This is a genomic window from Marinomonas sargassi (assembly GCF_025716875.1).
In the GTDB taxonomy this organism is placed as follows: domain Bacteria; phylum Pseudomonadota; class Gammaproteobacteria; order Pseudomonadales; family Marinomonadaceae; genus Marinomonas; species Marinomonas sargassi.
The window spans coordinates 250,156-267,317 of sequence record NZ_JAOVZB010000002.1 but is presented as its reverse complement, the minus strand read 5'-3'; the positions used below and the strand labels follow the sequence as shown (position 1 = coordinate 267,317).

At 41.3% G+C, this 17,162-nt stretch carries 14 protein-coding genes; 3 read left to right on the top strand and 11 right to left on the bottom strand.

Annotated features, from left to right (window positions below; all coding sequences use genetic code 11):
- Positions 1 to 60: 60 nt before the first annotated feature.
- The 6 genes from OFY17_RS05725 to OFY17_RS05700 all read right to left on the bottom strand — a co-directional run bounded on the left by OFY17_RS05725 (position 61) and on the right by OFY17_RS05700 (position 5,907).
- Complete coding sequence (locus OFY17_RS05725) at positions 61 to 522, bottom strand: RidA family protein (RefSeq protein ID WP_263529766.1); 462 nt, start codon at positions 520 to 522, stop codon at positions 61 to 63.
- 71 nt (positions 523 to 593) lie between these two features.
- The gene (locus tag OFY17_RS05720) at positions 594 to 1,766 is read right to left on the bottom strand and encodes a cation diffusion facilitator family transporter (protein WP_263529765.1); all 1,173 of its coding nucleotides are present in this window, start codon (positions 1,764 to 1,766) and stop codon (positions 594 to 596) included.
- Positions 1,767 to 1,922: 156 nt separating this feature from the next.
- Entirely contained in the window at positions 1,923 to 2,819 is an 897-nt protein-coding gene (locus OFY17_RS05715; RefSeq protein ID WP_263529764.1) for a recombination-associated protein RdgC, read from the bottom strand.
- A gap of 2 nt (positions 2,820 to 2,821) precedes the next feature.
- Positions 2,822 to 3,394: a thymidine kinase gene (locus OFY17_RS05710; protein WP_263529763.1), complete on the bottom strand. Its 573-nt coding sequence runs from the start codon at positions 3,392 to 3,394 to the stop codon at positions 2,822 to 2,824.
- Between the two features lie 78 nt (positions 3,395 to 3,472).
- Positions 3,473 to 3,763 carry a LexA regulated protein gene (ybfE, locus tag OFY17_RS05705; protein WP_263529762.1) on the bottom strand — a complete coding sequence of 97 codons (291 nt, stop codon included), beginning with the start codon at positions 3,761 to 3,763 and terminating at the stop codon, positions 3,473 to 3,475.
- A gap of 98 nt (positions 3,764 to 3,861) precedes the next feature.
- Positions 3,862 to 5,907, bottom strand: coding sequence for a carboxy terminal-processing peptidase (locus OFY17_RS05700; RefSeq protein ID WP_263529761.1), 2,046 nt, complete (start codon positions 5,905 to 5,907; stop codon positions 3,862 to 3,864).
- Between the two features lie 126 nt (positions 5,908 to 6,033).
- Between OFY17_RS05700 and OFY17_RS05695 the strand changes: the two genes are divergently transcribed.
- Entirely contained in the window at positions 6,034 to 7,332 is a 1,299-nt protein-coding gene (locus OFY17_RS05695) for a M18 family aminopeptidase (protein ID WP_263529760.1), read from the top strand.
- A gap of 117 nt (positions 7,333 to 7,449) precedes the next feature.
- On the opposite strand, the gene OFY17_RS05690 is transcribed toward OFY17_RS05695, so the two are convergent.
- Together OFY17_RS05690 and OFY17_RS05685 are read right to left on the bottom strand one after the other, a co-directional pair.
- Complete coding sequence (locus OFY17_RS05690) at positions 7,450 to 8,781, bottom strand: TolC family outer membrane protein (RefSeq protein WP_263529759.1); 1,332 nt, start codon at positions 8,779 to 8,781, stop codon at positions 7,450 to 7,452.
- Between the two features lie 178 nt (positions 8,782 to 8,959).
- A complete protein-coding gene (locus OFY17_RS05685; RefSeq protein WP_263529758.1) occupies positions 8,960 to 10,192 on the bottom strand; it encodes a hypothetical protein in 1,233 nt (410 codons plus the stop codon).
- Positions 10,193 to 10,350: 158 nt separating this feature from the next.
- Here OFY17_RS05685 and xni point away from each other — a divergent pair, with 158 nt between their 5' ends.
- Positions 10,351 to 11,157 carry a flap endonuclease Xni gene (xni, locus tag OFY17_RS05680; RefSeq protein ID WP_263529757.1) on the top strand — a complete coding sequence of 269 codons (807 nt, stop codon included), beginning with the start codon at positions 10,351 to 10,353 and terminating at the stop codon, positions 11,155 to 11,157.
- A 33-nt stretch (positions 11,158 to 11,190) separates the two neighbouring features.
- Here the strand turns inward: xni and OFY17_RS05675 are convergent, their stop codons facing one another.
- Together OFY17_RS05675 and OFY17_RS05670 are read right to left on the bottom strand one after the other, a co-directional pair.
- The gene (locus OFY17_RS05675) at positions 11,191 to 12,015 is read right to left on the bottom strand and encodes a nitrate- and nitrite sensing domain-containing protein (RefSeq protein ID WP_263529756.1); all 825 of its coding nucleotides are present in this window, start codon (positions 12,013 to 12,015) and stop codon (positions 11,191 to 11,193) included.
- The gene (locus OFY17_RS05670) at positions 12,012 to 13,175 is read right to left on the bottom strand and encodes a methyl-accepting chemotaxis protein (RefSeq protein WP_263529755.1); all 1,164 of its coding nucleotides are present in this window, start codon (positions 13,173 to 13,175) and stop codon (positions 12,012 to 12,014) included. Before OFY17_RS05670 ends, OFY17_RS05675 begins: the two co-directional genes overlap by 4 nt.
- Before the next feature lie 474 nt (positions 13,176 to 13,649).
- Here OFY17_RS05670 and gltX point away from each other — a divergent pair, with 474 nt between their 5' ends.
- The gene (gltX, locus tag OFY17_RS05665; RefSeq protein ID WP_263529754.1) at positions 13,650 to 15,131 is read left to right on the top strand and encodes a glutamate--tRNA ligase; all 1,482 of its coding nucleotides are present in this window, start codon (positions 13,650 to 13,652) and stop codon (positions 15,129 to 15,131) included.
- A 68-nt stretch (positions 15,132 to 15,199) separates the two neighbouring features.
- Here gltX and OFY17_RS05660 read toward each other — a convergent pair whose 3' ends face one another.
- A complete protein-coding gene (locus tag OFY17_RS05660) occupies positions 15,200 to 17,086 on the bottom strand; it encodes a methyl-accepting chemotaxis protein (RefSeq protein ID WP_263529753.1) in 1,887 nt (628 codons plus the stop codon).
- Positions 17,087 to 17,162: the final 76 nt, after the last annotated feature.

Genomic DNA, 17,162 nt, shown 5'->3' with positions numbered 1-17,162 from the left:
TAAAAAGCACCTTGCTGAGTCAGGTTTTGATGACCCATTAAGGTGCTTTATTTATTGTGATTAGTTAGAAACAGCGGCAATACATTCCACTTCAATTCTAGCCCCTAAAGCAAGACCACTGGCTGCAAAAGCACTTCTCGCTGGGTAGTTACCAGAGAAATACTTTTTATATATGTTATTGAAAACGCCCCATTCCTTTATGTCTGCAAGCATTACGGTGCATTTTACGACATCGCTCATACTGTAGCCGTGGTTTTCCAAAGAGGCTTTAATATTATCCATGGTTTGGATGGACTCGCCCTCAATGCCGCCAGGTGCTAGCTTTCCCGTTTTTGAATCTAAGCCAATTTGTCCAGATAAGTAGAGGGTATTGCCTACTTTTACGGCTTCCGAGAAAGGGTAGCCTTTGGATTTGTAATATTCGTTACTGAGAAATTCGATGTCTGAGCTAGCCAAAGCTTGTGTGCTAAGAATGGACGTAAGCGCGCTAATGGTTAGAAGCTTTAAAAGTGTTGCTTTCATGTATATTCCCTCATTTTTGGATTTGGTCTTATACAAAAGCAAAACCTGTACCATTAGCGATAGCTAAGTACTTAAGACTTTATTCGCCATAGTACAGTGGCATTTTTGATGTATTTTGCGTTTTCTATATCCTGCAGAATACTGGCTGTTAACTGTTTTAAATCCGCTTGTTCAGGAACTAGATCAGACGTTGCTATGATCTCTAGGCTTAAGTGATTATGCAAATAATGTAATCTGGTATCTGGAATATCCACATAACTTTCGTGCTGACGTAATAAGAACTTGAGGTCCGCTAAGATTTGGTTGCGGGCGGGTAGTTTAAGCAAAGGAGGTTTTTCTGTTGTCGGCTCTCGCAACAAGCTGTCTGTCTGAATTTTCTCATTGGTGTCTATATGTACTAAAACATCGACCACTTCAGGGTGGGCTTTTTTGATAGTGTAAGCGACTAAATCTCCAAGATAATGTCCTTCACTGACAGTGGCATTTTTGGGTACATGTATGTGCATATCTAAATAGACCTTACCCGCCATAGAACGTGCTCGCACATCATGGGGAGCCATGACTTCCTTTAAGCTTTGGGCAGTTTCTACTATTCGTTTTATCAGCTCTGGATCGGGGGCGGTATCCACTAACTCAGCAAGGTTTTCCCAGATCATACTGATGGCTAATTTTGCAATGAGTGCAGCCACAATGATGGACGCTAGAACATCGGCTTGTGGATAGCCTAGGTAGATACCCACAAAGCCTGCGAGTACAGCAATAGAAGACAGGGCATCACTGCGACTGTGCCATGCATTGGCAATCAGCATCTTGCTATTAATTTGTTCTCCTGCTTTCTTTGTGTAGTGAAAAATGGCTTCTTTAACGATAATAGTGAGTAAAATGGCGGCTAGACCGTACCAAGTTGATTGTGGCTTTAGTGATTGATTTGAAAGGGAATCATAAACAATTCCTAAGGCGACAATGATCAAGACTAAACCTAAAAAAACCGTGGTTAGGGTTTCGAACCTTAGGTGTCCATAAGGGTGATTATGGTCAGGGCCTTGGCGTGATTTTGCCGATGTGAAGTAAACAAATAAATCGGTAATTAAGTCAGATAAAGAGTGTATACCATCTGCTAGTAAAGCTTGAGACTGGGAAAAGTGCCCAGCGACAATTTTGACTAAGCCTAATACAGCATCCCAAAATGCCCCTACTAGAGTCACTCGTTTTGCTATCTTTTTTTCTTGATTTAATGTTGACATCTGCTACTCGCTAAGTATGAAAACTAAGACTGATATTTTTTTTCATATTGCTTAAAAAAGACGAAAATTAATCACATTAGCATGGCTATTGGCTTAGCGGATTTTCTCCCCAAGCTTATCCACGATATCTGTGGAAAAGCTTGGCACAGAAATGGATTATTCGATTTCAAACCATTGACAATAGGATGCAAAGAAGTCTCGTAAAGTGAGAGACATGATAGAGAAGTTAGCATCCATGTCCGATAGGCCGCCCCCTTGGGAGTCATTGAAGGCCGCTTCTTTTAATGCATCATCAAACTTAAGTTTGCGTAAAGTCAGGTCTTCATGGAGTACAAAGCTTAGTTTGTCTGTCCAGCGTAAAGCGAGGTTTTTCACCGCCATTCCTTGCTCTAAGTGACGTGTTACGTCCTCTGAGAGGGGTTCTAGCGATTTGAATTTGATTGTCGCTTTGTCTTCTGAGCTGTCTTGAATTTCGCACTCTGAGCCTGTTTCTAAACTCGCTGGAACCTCATTTTTTTGTAGCCAGTCCGTCATGATAGAAGCAGGTGATACTTGAGCTTGTAAGGGCGCCATTGGGAAGCTGCCAAGGGTGGTTTGTAGTTGTTTAAATAACAACTCTGTCATACTTGCATTAGTGCTGTTGATAACTAATATTTTTGCTTTTAAATCAATGTATGCCCATACGTCTGTACGCTTAGTAAAGGCTTTTGGACGTAACGTAAAAACGAGCTCATCTTTTAAATCAGACTTTTCTTTACGGCCAACTTTTCTGCCTTCTATTAGCTCTATCTCAGCGACCTTGGTTTCAAGCTCTTCTCGCACCACGGCCGTTGGTAAGACTTTTTCCTCTTTGCCAGCGCGGAAGAGTAGGCAGCGGTCAGTGGCTAGGCTCCATTGCTCACTGTTACGAATAAGTGGCATCCAACCAAAAGAGAACTCCTCCTGAGAGCCACACTCTTTTAAAGGGAAGTCGGGAAGCTTGTTAATAAGATCATTGGTATCAAGTGATTCTGTATCAGTCAGTTGGAAAATTTGGGCATTGGTGAACCACATAGTTAGTCTCTCACGGCTTCTTTAAAGTGTTTTCGGCAAACGGATACATAGCGGTCATTACCACCTATCTCAACTTGTTGCCCTTCTTTTACTGGGATACCTTGTTCATTAACGCGCATCACCATGGTGGCTTTTTTACCGCAATGGCATACGGTTTTTAGTTCTACCAGTTTGTCAGACCAAGCTAATAGCGCTTGGCTACCTTCGAATAATTCCCCTTGGAAATCGGTACGAATACCAAAAGCTAACACTGGGATTTTTAGTTTATCAACCACCTCAGAAATGGCATAAACCTGCTGCTTGGTTAGAAACTGGGCTTCATCTATTAATATGCAGCTAAGTGCTTTGGGTTGTGCTTTTACTAGCTGCATAATATCTGTGTTTTTATCAAATAGGCTGGCTTCTGCTGAGATACCAATACGTGAGGCTATTTTGCCTGTCTCGACGCGGTTATCAATCGCTGCGGTCATTAATAAGACGGACATGCCACGTTCTTGATAATTATGGGCAGACTGCAATAACGCCGTGGATTTACCAGCATTCATTGCAGAATAATAAAAGTAGAGTTTGGCCATGGTGTTGTTCTTTGCCTTTTTCGGGGTGTCTCGCTAAACAAGTGCCAGAGAGTATATCAAATGACAATTGTGAATAACTTATTTTTTCAGCTTCTTAGCACTGGATTTGCTGAAGCTTTTAGTGATTTGCAGACTAAGCCATTCAGCGCGTTTCAAGTCGTTGAGCTCACATAGTTGATCAAGCTTCTCAATAATTTCCTGATCTACTTTAAGCTCAAGACGCTTTAAACCTTGAGCCTTTTCTTTTTCTCGTTGGGCACGTTTATTGAGTTTGACTTGCTCTTGCCTTGATAAGGCACGTGTTCGTGGGCGACCGGGTGTTCTGTTAAATAGGTCTATGGTGTTTCTGTCTGCTGACGATTTAGCCATGGTGGTAGGTTCAATTAGGTTAGAGATAGTGATGAAAAGTATTTGTCTATAAAAGCGTTTTGCCAGAAAGCTTGCTTAGCGCTTTCTGGCAATCGGACTCAGTTATTTTGTGCGGTTTTCTTTTGTGCTTCTTGTTGCTGATTGATCGCAATAAAGTCTAATAAGATTTCCGATGCTTCTTCTGCATAGGTGTCTTCTTCCGTGGGCTCTATATCATCAACAGATTCAAGCAGTTCCAAGCCAAGGGCTTCGCGGCGGGTATTTTCTCGTGCCAGTTGCCTTTCTTTGCTGGCTTCCCTTTGCTGTTTGCGAACCTCTTCATTTAGCGACAAGTTTTTGTAACTCTCGGCTTGCAACTTGTATTCTTTGATTTGCTCGTTGATGGCAATAAAGTTTGGATTAGTCGCCATTCTTTCTTCATGTCTTGGTGACAAAAGTGGCACATAAGCAGGAATATTCCAATAAACAGGGTAGCGAGTATCGTGGATATGGTCCCATTTTAGCGGGTTGTCTAACGCACTTTCACCTACTTCTTCTTTGTCGATAAGAGATGGGAAGAAGATGTCAGGTACTACACCTTTATGTTGCGTACTTTCTCCAGATACTCGGTAGAATTTCGCTTGGGTGACTTTGAGTTGCCCTTTGTCTAGGCCTTTTAATACCTGTACCGTGCCTTTACCGAAGGTTTGATCACCAAGAATGATGGCACGGCCATAGTCCTGTAATGCCCCTGCCACGATTTCAGACGCAGAAGCACTCATGCGATTAATCAGCACTGCCATAGGGCCACTGTAAGCGAGCCCCTTGTCAAAGTCTCCTAGGGGAGTGACGCGGCCAGCTTGGTCACGAATTTGTACCGTTGGACCTGACGGAATGAATAGACCTGTTAGGGAGTTAGCTTCCTGTAGGGAGCCGCCGCCATTGTTTCTTAAATCAAGAATAAGCGCAGTGATGCCTTCTTCTCTTAGTTCTTCAATGAGTTTCTTAGTGTCTTTGGTTGAGCTTTTATAATCTTTTTCACCCGCTTGTATTGCGGCAAAGTCTGAGTAGAAAGTGGGGAGGCTAATAACGCCAACTTTATAGGCTTCTCCATCACGTTCTATTTCGACAATTTCTTTCTGGGCAGATTGGTCTTCTAGTTTTACCTTCTTACGAACAATCTCGATCAATCGGCTACTTTGGGCATCGCCTTTACTTGAGGTGACTTCTAAGGTGACCTTGGTGTCCCGCTCACCACGAATCATGTCGACTACATCGTCAAGACGCATGCCGACCACATCTATCATGGCTTCGCCTTCTTGACCGACGGCAACAATCCTTTCATTAGGAGACAGGTCGCTCTGGGTAGCCGCTGGACCACCGGGCACGAGTCTAACCACCTTGGTGTAATCATCGTCCATTTGCAGAACCGCGCCGATCCCTTCTAATGACAAGCTCATATTGATATTAAAGGTTTCGGATGCCCTTGGTGCAAGGTAGCTAGTATGTGGGTCTAAAGCTGCGGTAACAGAATTGACGAAAGCTTGGTAGATATCCACCGCGTTGGTTTGATCGACTTGCTTGATTTGGTTCTTGTAGCGACGTTCAATAGTGGAGATGATTTTTTCTTCATCTTCACCGTTTAGCTTTAGTACTAGAGCACGGTTCTTAATACGCTTGCGCCAAATTTCATCGAGCTCTTCTTCCGTGTTTGCCCAGCTAATAGATTCTGGGTCTGCGTTATAGGTTTCGTCGATAGTGTAATCGAAGCCTTTGACCATCTCAGGTAAGTTTTCCTGAAGGCCTTTTAAACGTTTCTCTAGGCGCTTTAAGTAGAGGTTATATATGGTGTAAGCCACTTGAGTGTCGCCGTTTCTTAAGGCGTCATCAAAGCTGGTTTTATGCTGTGAAAGCAGCTCTATATCGGCTTTCAAGAAGAAGCTTTTGGTTGGATCTAGGGAGTCAATATAGTTATCAAAGGCCTGCTCTGAAATGCTGTCATCAATTTCGGGTCTGTTATAATGTATGCCTTCTAGCATACTGATGAGTTCTTGCGATACTTGATCGTACTCATGGGGTGGATGAAGGCCTTCGGATGCAAATGAAGGCGTGGATACAAGAGCGTATCCAGTTAATAAACTTAATAAAAGGCGTTTGTAATTCATCCAGAATGTGTTCTCTTTATAGGTGTTTTTATCTTCTTGGGTAAAATCATATTAAACACTGGCCGTTAACGCTAGCCAAACCGTTAAAAAGTCATATTTTTACAATAATTCGTATATTAGGACGTTATGGAATATTCAAATTTTAATGAGTCATTGTTGTCGTTTTTGATGTCTTCACCGACCCCGTTTCACGCCACAAACAGCATACGTAGTGCCTTACTTGCGGAAGGTTTTGTTGAATTATTTGAAGAAGATGACTGGGTGATTGATGAGGCTGGTAAATATTTTGTCACGCGTAATGAGTCGTCATTAATTGCTTTTACACTACCTACTCTAGAGGTGAGCCAATCGGGATGGCGCATGATTGGCGCGCATACGGATAGCCCTTGTTTTAAATTAAAGCCTAATGCGCAAGTGGATAGACATGGTTATCACCAACTGGGGGTTGAGGTTTATGGTGGTGTGCTAATGCATACTTGGTTAGACAGGGATTTATCCATTGCTGGGCGTATTACATTAAAAACAACCAGTGGCGACATTGTTAGTCGTTTAGTGGACTTTAAAGACCCAATTGCTGTGATTCCTAATCTGGCTATTCATCTAAATCGTGATGTAAACAAAGGCTTCTCGGTTAATGCACAGGAAGAAATTCTACCTATACTGTGTGGTGCCGAAAATGAGTTTGATTTGCACAAGATGTTAATACAGCAGTTACAAAATCAATATGCTGATTTGTCGATTGATCATATTTTAGATTTTGAGCTGAGCTTATACGATACCCAGCCTGCCGCATTGGTGGGTTTGCATAAAGAATATATTGCAGCGGCACGTTTGGATAACTTGTTGAGTTGTTATGTGGGGCTACAGGCGCTATTAGACTCCAATATGCAGTGTCCTAGCTTACTAGTATGTACAGACCATGAAGAAATTGGCAGCTTATCCACATGTGGTGCTAATGGACCTTTCTTAGAGGATGTACTGCGTCGTTTATCCCCAGTGCCTGAGCAATATGTACAGGCCATGCAACGTTCTATGATGGTATCCGCTGATAATGCCCATGCTTTGCACCCTAATTATGCCAATAGGCACGATAAGCACCATGCTCCAGCTATTAATCAAGGGGCGGTGATTAAAATAAATAGCAATCAGCGTTATGCGACGAACAGTGAAACGTCTAGTCTCTATCGCGATATTGCAGCAGAAGAAAATTACGAAGTGCAAAGCTTTGTGGTACGCAGCGATATGGCTTGTGGTAGTACGATTGGGCCTATTACCGCTGGTGGGATAGGGGTGCCAACAATAGATATTGGTTTGCCAACTTTTGGAATGCACTCTATTCGAGAGCTAGCTGGCAGTAAAGATGCCTATGGCTTGTATAAGGTACTAACGCGCTTTACTCAAAGAGAAAAGCTCATGACGCGCTAATTCTTCTTTCTTGTCATTACCTAAAAAGCCGTAAATAGTCACCTGTTTACGGCTTTTTAATGAGCTTAATTGACTGACTTTGTTATTCAATGACTCGTAGTTAGTGTTTGGTGCTTATTAGTTAATCAGCCATTTATCCAAAGCTTGAATTTCGTTTTCAGTCAGGCTGCCTGTTGCTTCCAATAGTTGAAGTTTAGTAAGGATGAAGTTGTATCTATATTGCTCATAAGTGTTTTGAGCATTGTATAAATTCGTTTGTGCATTAAGCAGTTCGACTAAATTACGTGTGCCGACATCGTAGCCTGATTGCGTCGCCTCCAAGGCGCTACGGCGGGATTGAATCAGTTGCTTCTGTGCTTCCACTTGAGCAACGGCCGTTTGCAGGTCTAAGTGTAGGCTGCGAATTCTCAACTCAATACTTTGTAGAGTGCTGGCTCTTTGCTCGATGACAGATTCTGCTTCGGCAGAGGCTTGTCGCACAGAGGCATTAATGGCACCACCGCTGTAAAGGGGAATGCTCACGCCTAAAGCAATAGAAGTAGAGTTGGTTACACCGTCTACATAAGAGGTTGAAGTAGTGTCGTAGTTGTTGTCGACGCGAGCAAGAGAGCCTGTGATGGCTACGGTAGGAGAGCGGCCATTAGACTTTTGAATTTGTATATTAGTCTCAGCACTTTCCACTGATAAGTTAAGCAAGCGTATGTCTTTATTATCCTTGTGGGCCTTTTCTATCAAGCTTTCAACAGTGACGCTGCCGTCCATCCTGATAGGATAATCACTAGATAGTTCAGGAATACTTTGTAGTGCTTTACCTGTTCTTTGTTGCAATGCTTTTTGGGCATAGGCTACTGAAGACTGGGCACTCAATTGGTTTACCTTAACCGAATCGTATTCTGCTTGCGCATCTTGTAAGTCGGCAATGGAAGTCAGGCCTACTTCATATTGCTTTTTGACTCTATCAAGCTGGCTCGCTGTGCTTGTGCTTAACGCTTGGGTAGTCTTAAGGGCGGATTGAGCGATTAGCACATTAAAGTACTCTGTTAATGTGGTAAGCGCTAGGTCTTCCTCTTCATTGCTAAAGCTCACTCCAGCACTGTCAAACCCAAGCTCCACTGCATCCACAGCATAGCCTAGGGCAGGAGAGTAAATAGGGTAAGAGAGGGATAAAGCTAGGGTGTTAGAAGTATTGCCATAGGCGACAGAAGGGCTATCTACATCGTCATAACCTAGCTCACCACTAAAAGTAATTTCTGGGTATAGATTACCTTTAGTGACAGCAACACTCTCTTTCTGAGCCTTATAGGTAGCAGCCGCAGCACGTAAGCCAGGGTCATTTTGTTTTGCCAGTTTATAAACTTCGTAAAGGCTTTCGGCATTCAGTGAAGTGCTGCCTAATGCCATACTTATTAAAGAGGTGCTTATTAATGAAGTGATAGTATGCTTTTTCATGGATTTCTGTCAGCTCGTAGTATGAAATATAGTTATAATACTACCCCAAGTGTTTCCCTTCGGGCAGCTATATTCTTGCTATATCTAATATGACTTTTGACCATATCATGACCAAAGTGGTCAATTATGTCCCTAAAATTGTCATTCCTGTGAAAGACGTTTTTGCACTTTCTTTTGTTTAGTTCTTGAGTTCAATTTGGTAAGTCACTGTTTTTGTTGAATGGGGCTTAACCTGACCAGATACCATCACGCCATTAGCGTTGATTTTCTCAACACCCTTGCCTTTTATTAGATTCACCACAGCGTTGGTATTATGCGTAATGGCGTAGTTTTGTACCTGTGAAGAATGATTGGTAATGATCGTCTGCCAAGTTTGAAAGCTTGGCAGTTGCCTTGAACTTGCCTCTAGTAAAGTTAGCTGGCCGCTGATGTCTTGGCTCTTGTTGGTGGTTACATTAATGATATTGCCAGCACGAGCTTTGCTAATCGCAATGCTCCTACTCGGAATAAGTAACTGGCCTTTTTTCCAGAGGATTTGGTACTGACCGGGTAAACTGTCTTTTTCGAGTTTAAACGTGAGTTGGTAATCAAAATTTAATGGAATTTCCCCACGGCTATTTTGGTGGGTATAAAGCGTCGCTGAATGCATTTGTTTGTCTATGAAACTTTTGCTGCTAGGTAAAGGGTAAAGTAGGTCTGATCGAGCTGGAATTTGAATGTTTTTACCTGAGAGAGGATAGAGGATTTCATTATCAATATTTTGTACCTGTGTTTGAGGCGCTACTTCCATAGCCATAGCTGTAAGGTTTCGATTGCTCTTAGTTAACTGTGTAACAGGCTGCTTAAAATAATGAAGTAACGTATTTTCTAAGGTTATGTCTATATTCGAATGATTATGTAACATGGCATTTTGTAAAATCGCGATGCGGCTACCTTCAATAATAAGGCTTAGCTGAGGTGTCCATGTTAATTCTTCTGTCTGATAACTAAGAGGTACATAAGGAATAGTCGCTTCGGCGAGGCTATCTTCTTTCTCAAGAGGGAAGAGGTAGAAATCGTTTAATGGTAACTGGCTAACATGATTACCAATTTTAATATCAAAGGTAGCCATTGGGGATTGCACTGAGATTAATTGCCCTGTGAAACTTAAATCCCTTTGCTTATGCTCAATACGAATATTTTTATTAATCTGATAGACCCACTTATCGTGAGGTGTTTTTTGACTTTGCAGGATAGCAGGAAAGCTTTCTTCTAATGGGGTTAATGAGCCGGGGATAATAGCCAGCTTGTTTTTCCCATGTTCTAAAACCTGACTACGATCTAAGCCAATCACAGCATTGATGGATGTAGCATACGCTGCACTAGAAATTAGAAGACTACCAAAGCAGTAAATGAATAATGAACGTAACATATAAAAAGTCCTTTCGTATATTGAGTAATAACATTTCATCGATCGTGATACCTTTCCTCCCATGTTAACCTAATTGTTAAACGAAGGTACGAACAAGTTCAGAAGGCTTATTTTTATCTTACTTCAAGATATAGCAATAGATTTTAATAAAAGAGTGTATGAAGTTGGACAAAAAACTACTAATTATAGATGGGTTAAATTTAATTCGACGTTTGTATGCTGCGTTAGAATCGGAGCAAGATTTATCTCGACGTATTGAAAGAACGCAAAGCATTTCCGTAGAGGCGTTAACTAAGCTCATTCATCAATTTACCCCTTCGTATGCCGTTGTTGTTTTTGATTCAAGTGGCAAAACTTGGCGTCACGAGGTTTTCCCTGAATATAAGCTTGGGCGAGTTCCTATGGACGATGCGTTACTAGACTCCCTTGCTGATTTTGCCAAAGTCTTCCGCTTTAATAATTTACCTTGTTTGAGATTAGAAGGGTGGGAGGCTGATGACCTAATTGCGACCTTAGCAGTGAAAGCGGCACGTAATGATGTTAAGGCGTTTATTGTTTCAACAGATAAAGGCTTTACTCAATTACTAGGCGACGAACGAATCTACCAGTACGACTATTTCGCGAAGTTAGGTTACGACAAGGTATGGGTGCCGGAAAAATACGGTGTTCAGGTTGAGCAGCTTGTTGATTATTGGGCGCTAGTGGGAGATACGACCAACCGGATCCCAGGGGTAAAAGGTATTGGTCCAAAGACGGCGGCATCTTTGTTAAAGGACTTCTCAACCATAGAAGCTCTATATGAAAATATTGGGTTATTGCCTGAAAGGGTGCAGAGGCAGTTGTCCGGTGTTGGTAGCTATGAGCAATGCCTACTTGCTCGATCTTTGGTTGCCTTGAAAACTGATGTTGAGATAGGGATTCGCCTATCTCAACTAGAATTCACGTTGAAAACAACGGACAGGTAAAAATTATTTTTTTAGCTGAATGGACGGATCCACCTAGCTGTTTTCAAATTTTCCGTTTAGGTCGTCAAAACCTGAGTTAATGAAGACAAAGATATCATCAATAACCTTTGTTGCTTCTTGAAACAGAATATCAGGGTTTTGTTCGGTTAACTCTGCGGTTTTGATATCTTGTTTAACTTTGGCTACAAAACGTGTGAGCTCATTATTGGTTGCGCTCGGTAGCGGTGTTACAAGGTTTTTGTGGTGACTTTCTATTTTGCCTAGAGTGAAGAGTAACTGTAGTTTTTTGTCTGAGCTCATTTCTTGTTTTGACGCAACTTGCACAGAAAGAGCTCGCACTTGACCTAGTGATTCGGCCAATTCAGGTAGTGTTTTTACAAGTTGTTGGGCGACATTACGAATATCTTCTTTCTGGTTGGACGTTAGCGAAAATTCGTCTGCTAAATCCCATACAGCATCAAGTTGACGTGCAATTAAACCTGAGTGAATCTGAAAACTTTCGCTGCTTTGAATTTGTTTGTTGTTGAGTAAGCGTTGCCATTGCTTGAGCAAGTAATGAATACTTAATGACTCTGGGTAATCATTTTTCTTTTCAAAAGTTAAAATATCATTGTAATAGGTCTCTACTTTTTTTGCTAAAGGTAATAGCTTTTCTTTAAACTCGGATTTACCGTTTAGATACCCAGAGTGCATTCCACGATGCTGTTGAGTGAGTTTAATTAGTTCAATCAGAAGTTTAGTGCCTGATATTCCTCTGATAGAGCGTTCTCTTGCAATCCTCTGAGACCAAATTTGGCGGCCAACGGCGAGTGCTAAAATCATAAAACATACGAGAAAAAATACGCTAGTAAGCATCATACTTCCATTTCCTTTTGTTCCAAACGAGAGGATAGCCACTCTAAATATTTCACCATGTCTTTAGTGTCTTTGCTGACTTGGCTATGCTGCTCGCTTACTTTGGCTATATTGAGTAAGCGTTTGCTCATTTCTTCGTTAGCAAGGCCAAACTCGGTAATAGAATCCGTAGATTGTTGAATTTCTTTTTGTGTTGATTGTGCCGCAGTTTTAATAGAGTCTAGGGACTGAATTGCAGTGTCTGATCCATTAACAACTTTACTGGTGAACCCCATTAGCTCAACACTGGTTTCTTTAGATATATTGACTTGAGAGGCGATTGAACCGACTAACTTGCTAATATCATGTGTTGCGTTTTCTGTGCTTTCTGCTAATAGCCTTACTTCATTTGCAACTACAGCAAAGCCTCGCCCAGCCTCTCCTGCCCGTGCAGCCTCAATTGATGCGTTTAGAGCAAGTAAATTGATTTGTGAGGTAATCTGCTCAATTGTTTCAACGAAGTTGGTAATATCTTCGGCAGTTTGAATTAACTGCATCATTTGCTCTTGGTTATGACGAACCGTCGACTGCATGGTATTAACTTGATTTTTTAGTTCTTCTAAAGCGCTGTAACCGCTGTTGGACTCGGTTAGCGTCATCTGTGCCATATCTGCAGTAGAGTTAACTCGACCAAGGATATCACCAATGGTTTGATTCATTTCTTCACTGGTTACTACGATAGCATCAAGTGCAATGTGCTCTTCTTCTGCCCCTAAAGCTACGGCATTAGAAGAGGTTTGTAATTCAGTGGCTGTGTAACGAGCTTCTTGAGAACAACTCTGAAGTAAGTGTTCTTTTCGGCTTAGTATACGTAATAGATAATTAACGTGATTGGCTAATTTATTAAAAACGGGATCATTGTAAGACAGATTCACCACATCATCATTTTTAAAGTCTTCCAAGTGACTCGTTAACTCACGAATTCGTTGTTTAGTTAATTCCCAGGACGATATTGAAAAGTAAACTAATATCGCAATTACCGTTGGGATGATAGTGGTTGAATAAGCACTTAAGCTTGAGGTGAATAGGCAAGATATTCCAAGAATACCCAGTAAGATGACGATACTAATACGTGCATAGTAGGGTAACGCCGCTATTAGAATAGCTCCAGGTGTGAATAACATAGCAATTCCTTTTTTAAGGTAAAGGCATAAATTAGCCTTATAAAAAATTAAGCAATTTACAGACCACACATAAAATCCTATAGAACGCTTTTCAAAGCGACAACTGTAATTTAAATGAAATTATGTTAAAGAAAGGCTGAAACGCCCATATATGGACTTCATTTTTGTCATGAATGGCAGAGATATATGATTTTCATTCGCGTTTTAACCGAAAAAACTTAGCTTTTGTCGCAATTTCTCAAAGGGTAGTGAGGGGGTTTTGTTATTTTTTGTTTGTTTTGTGTATCTTTTTGGTGTGTTTCTGTCGAATAGGTTTTGTTGTGGTGCATCTGGCTATGTTGGGGCTGAAATAAACTAGTACTGAGAGAAAATACAGTCGATATCCCGTGAAAAACGCTTTAAGCCCCTTACTCAGAGTGTGAGAGAGGCTTATAATGGTGGCATTTTTTGGACAATAGAAGATAAGAGATTTATATGTCAGAAGTAAGAACTCGTATTGCCCCATCTCCAACGGGTGATCCTCATGTGGGAACCGCTTATATTGCGCTATTTAATATGGCGTTCGCGCGTAAAATGGGTGGTAAATTTATTCTTCGCATAGAAGACACCGACCAAGTTCGTAGTACACCAGAGTCTGAGAAAATGATTCTAGATGCTTTGCGCTGGTTAGGGCTGGATTGGGATGAAGGTCCTGATGTTGGTGGTGAGTGTGGTCCTTATCGTCAAAGTGAGCGTAGTGATATTTACGCACAATACGCCCAAGAGCTTATTTCTAAAGGGCATGCTTTCTACGCTTTTGAAACACCTGAAGAGCTTGATCAAATGCGCTTTGAGCAAAAAGAGCAAGGCTTACCTCAAAAGTACGATGGTCGAGCGTTAAAGCTTAGCCAAGAAGAGGTTCAAGCTAAGTTAGATGCTGGCATACCTTATGTTGTTCGCATGAAGGTTCCCGAAGAAGGTACCTGTGTTGTCGAAGATATGTTGCGTGGCACCATTGAAATTGACTGGTCGCAAGTTGATATGCAAGTCCTTCTTAAAGCCGATGGTATGCCAACTTATCATTTAGCGAATGTGGTGGATGATCACTTAATGAAGATCACCCATGTTATCCGCGGTGAAGAGTGGATCAATTCTGCGCCTAAGCACATTCTTCTTTATCAGTACTTTGGCTGGGATATGCCGACTCTATGTCACATGCCGCTTTTGCGTAACCCTGATAAGTCTAAACTTTCTAAACGTAAAAACCCGACAAGCATTTTGTATTATCAACGCATGGGCTACATGTCTGAGGCGGTGATTAACTACCTTGGCCGTATGGGCTGGTCTATGCCAGATGAAAGAGAAAAATTCTCTTTAGATGAGATGGTTGAGCATTTTGATATTCAACGTGTTTCTCTTGGCGGTCCTATTTTTGATGTAGACAAATTAAGCTGGCTAAATGGCATGTGGATTCGAGAGAACCTATCTCCAGAAGCCTTCGCGCAAAAGTATGTTGAATGGGCGCTGAACCCTGAGTACTTAATGAAAATTTTGCCTCTAGTCATTCCTCGAGTTGAAACTTTCTCTGATGTTGCTGATGTAGCAGGCTTTTTCTTAAAAGGAATGTTGCCAATAACAAAAGAAGACTTTGCAACGGTTAAGCTAGAAGAGACGATGTTACGTAAATCTATGCAATTCGCATTATGGCGCTTGGAAGCTTTAAGTACATGGGAGAAAGATGAAATCTTTAATTCTATGAAGTCACTAGCTCAATCTCTTGAGATTAAACCAAAAGACTTCTTTGCTCCTCTGTTTGTTGCTATATCTGGAACCACAGCTTCTGTGTCTGTCTTTGATTCAATGGCGATTTTAGGCTCTGATATTTCTCGTGCTCGAATGAGAACTGCGGTAAATGTCTTAGGTGGCCCATCTAAGAAAGAAGCCAAGGTTTGGCAAAAAGAGTTTGCTCAACTTTAATGGTTTGCCACAAAAAACGAATATAAAAAAACCGGCAGAAGCCGGTTTTTTTATATTCATCAGAATACTTAGTTCGTTTTAAATACACTTGTTTTACTATCCAAGTTATTAACTTGGTTATAAATGTCGCCAGTATTACCTTCGATATTTTTGATGTTGCCAGAGTCACTTTGTAACTGCTGAGCTATCTTATCCATCTCAGCACTCATATGAATGGCTGTTTCAGCCACTTCTTGTATGGACTGCGCCATTGCAATAGAAGAAGATGAGCTGGTTTGAGCATTCTGTTCAATTTCTTGAATAGCGACGTCGGCTTTTTCACTAAACTCCTCAATAGCATGCAGGCTCTTCTGTCCGTCTTGCATAGTGGTAATAGCCGTTTGGGTAGATGTTTGAATAGTGCCGACGATATCGGTAATTCGAGAAGTGGCATCAACGGTTTTTTCTGCCAATGAGCGAACTTCATCGGCCACAACTGAGAAGCCTCTTCCAGCTTCGCCTGCCCGTGCGGCTTCAATAGCCGCATTAAGAGCAAGTAGGTTAGTCTGGTTAGCAAGGTCGTTGATCATACTGATAACGTTATCAATGTCTTTAGATAGCTTGCCCAGCTCATCAAGCTGAGAGCTAGTGTTGTTAACGACATTAATGGTGTCAGACAAGTTAGATAGAACTTCTTTAATCGTGCCAGATCCTACTTTAGCTGATTCGTAGGTATTCTGTGACTGAGAACTTAAGTCTTTAGTAACATCCGAAATGTTTGAGATGGTGTTTGAAATTTCATCGGTTGCTGTCGCCAAAGAATTTGTTTGCTCGCTTACTAGTTGATTGCTCTGGGCAATGCTGCTAACTGATGTATTGAGTTCAGATACCATGTTGTTGACGCCGCTGGTGGTATCAACCACTTCACCGATAACAGAGCTTAGCCCTGTCGTCATTTCATTAACAGAGCTGCAAAGCATGTCAAATTCATCGTTACGCTTTTCATTGACTGGTAACCGTGCCGTCAAGTCGCCATTCTTGACTCTGCCTAAATCTTTCATGATTTGAGATAGAGTACCACTCACACTTTTTATAATACCCATTATCATGACAGCGGCCGCTGCAGCGACAAGAATACTTACGATGATTAGGGTAATGCTTGCTTGCTGAGAGCTTGCAGAGGCTTGCTCTCGTGCATCAACTACCGCGCTTTGCATATAATTGACAGCTGTTGATCGAGCTTCATTTAGTTGTGTTCTAGTGGTTTGAAAGCTTTTTTGTAATGCTTCTACTTTTTGGATTTCTGTCTCAAATGACTCTATAGCATCAAAGTAGGCTTGAATATTAGGCCCGAATCGCTCAGCCAGTCCAAAATCATTAATGCGATTATAGAATTTTTCGTAGCGTTCTAAGAATAGCGCTTTATTTTCTGGAGTGGGCTCAAAAATAAAGGTGGTTTCCGTTTCGCGGACAGGTAAAAACTCTTGTTTTAAGAGGCTTAGGAAAGATATTTCTCCTAGAACTACTTCGCCAAGCTCGGAAATTTTACCCTTGATGCCAGCACTACTGCCTAAACCAATTTTTTGCCTTTCAACTAATAATTGAGTTAAACCTTGGTTGTATTGGGACAAGAGTGTTGATATGTCGGTAAGGTAACTTTTCGCCTGCTGATCTTGAATACTATTACCATCCGTTTGCAGTGTTGCAATAAAGGTTTGGTGGTTTGCGTTTAATTGATCAACAATACTTTTAAAGTTTGAATCTGTTAATGTGGAAAGAGACTCATATTCTTCCATAAGTGTAATAGCAAGAGTCGCTAGGTTTTTATCTACAGCCGTTAAGCTTTCAAATTTAGAAGATGACTCGTCTTGCGCTTTTAACCCTTTTAAAGCAACGAGTGTTACCACTACAAAGCCAAGTATTGCTGCGATAAGTAAGGAAAGCAGTTTAGTGCGAAAACTGAGATTTGCTAGCATAAGTTTTGCCTCGCTTTTTATTATAATTCGATAGTCAAAGTGCTTATATTTAATCGTTTGTAAAACAGTACATCTA

Coding starts and splice junctions, on each gene's coding strand:
- OFY17_RS05660 (WP_263529753.1), bottom strand. CDS start 17,086: ATGCTAGCAAATCTCAGTTTTCGCACTAAACTGCTTTCCTTACTTATC.
- OFY17_RS05685 (WP_263529758.1), bottom strand. CDS start 10,192: ATGTTACGTTCATTATTCATTTACTGCTTTGGTAGTCTTCTAATTTCT.
- xni (WP_263529757.1), top strand. CDS start 10,351: ATGAAGTTGGACAAAAAACTACTAATTATAGATGGGTTAAATTTAATT.
- OFY17_RS05690 (WP_263529759.1), bottom strand. CDS start 8,781: ATGAAAAAGCATACTATCACTTCATTAATAAGCACCTCTTTAATAAGT.
- OFY17_RS05700 (WP_263529761.1), bottom strand. CDS start 5,907: ATGAATTACAAACGCCTTTTATTAAGTTTATTAACTGGATACGCTCTT.
- OFY17_RS05675 (WP_263529756.1), bottom strand. CDS start 12,015: ATGATGCTTACTAGCGTATTTTTTCTCGTATGTTTTATGATTTTAGCA.
- OFY17_RS05670 (WP_263529755.1), bottom strand. CDS start 13,175: ATGTTATTCACACCTGGAGCTATTCTAATAGCGGCGTTACCCTACTAT.
- OFY17_RS05695 (WP_263529760.1), top strand. CDS start 6,034: ATGGAATATTCAAATTTTAATGAGTCATTGTTGTCGTTTTTGATGTCT.
- OFY17_RS05715 (WP_263529764.1), bottom strand. CDS start 2,819: ATGTGGTTCACCAATGCCCAAATTTTCCAACTGACTGATACAGAATCA.
- gltX (WP_263529754.1), top strand. CDS start 13,650: ATGTCAGAAGTAAGAACTCGTATTGCCCCATCTCCAACGGGTGATCCT.
- OFY17_RS05710 (WP_263529763.1), bottom strand. CDS start 3,394: ATGGCCAAACTCTACTTTTATTATTCTGCAATGAATGCTGGTAAATCC.
- OFY17_RS05725 (WP_263529766.1), bottom strand. CDS start 522: ATGAAAGCAACACTTTTAAAGCTTCTAACCATTAGCGCGCTTACGTCC.
- ybfE (WP_263529762.1), bottom strand. CDS start 3,763: ATGGCTAAATCGTCAGCAGACAGAAACACCATAGACCTATTTAACAGA.
- OFY17_RS05720 (WP_263529765.1), bottom strand. CDS start 1,766: ATGTCAACATTAAATCAAGAAAAAAAGATAGCAAAACGAGTGACTCTA.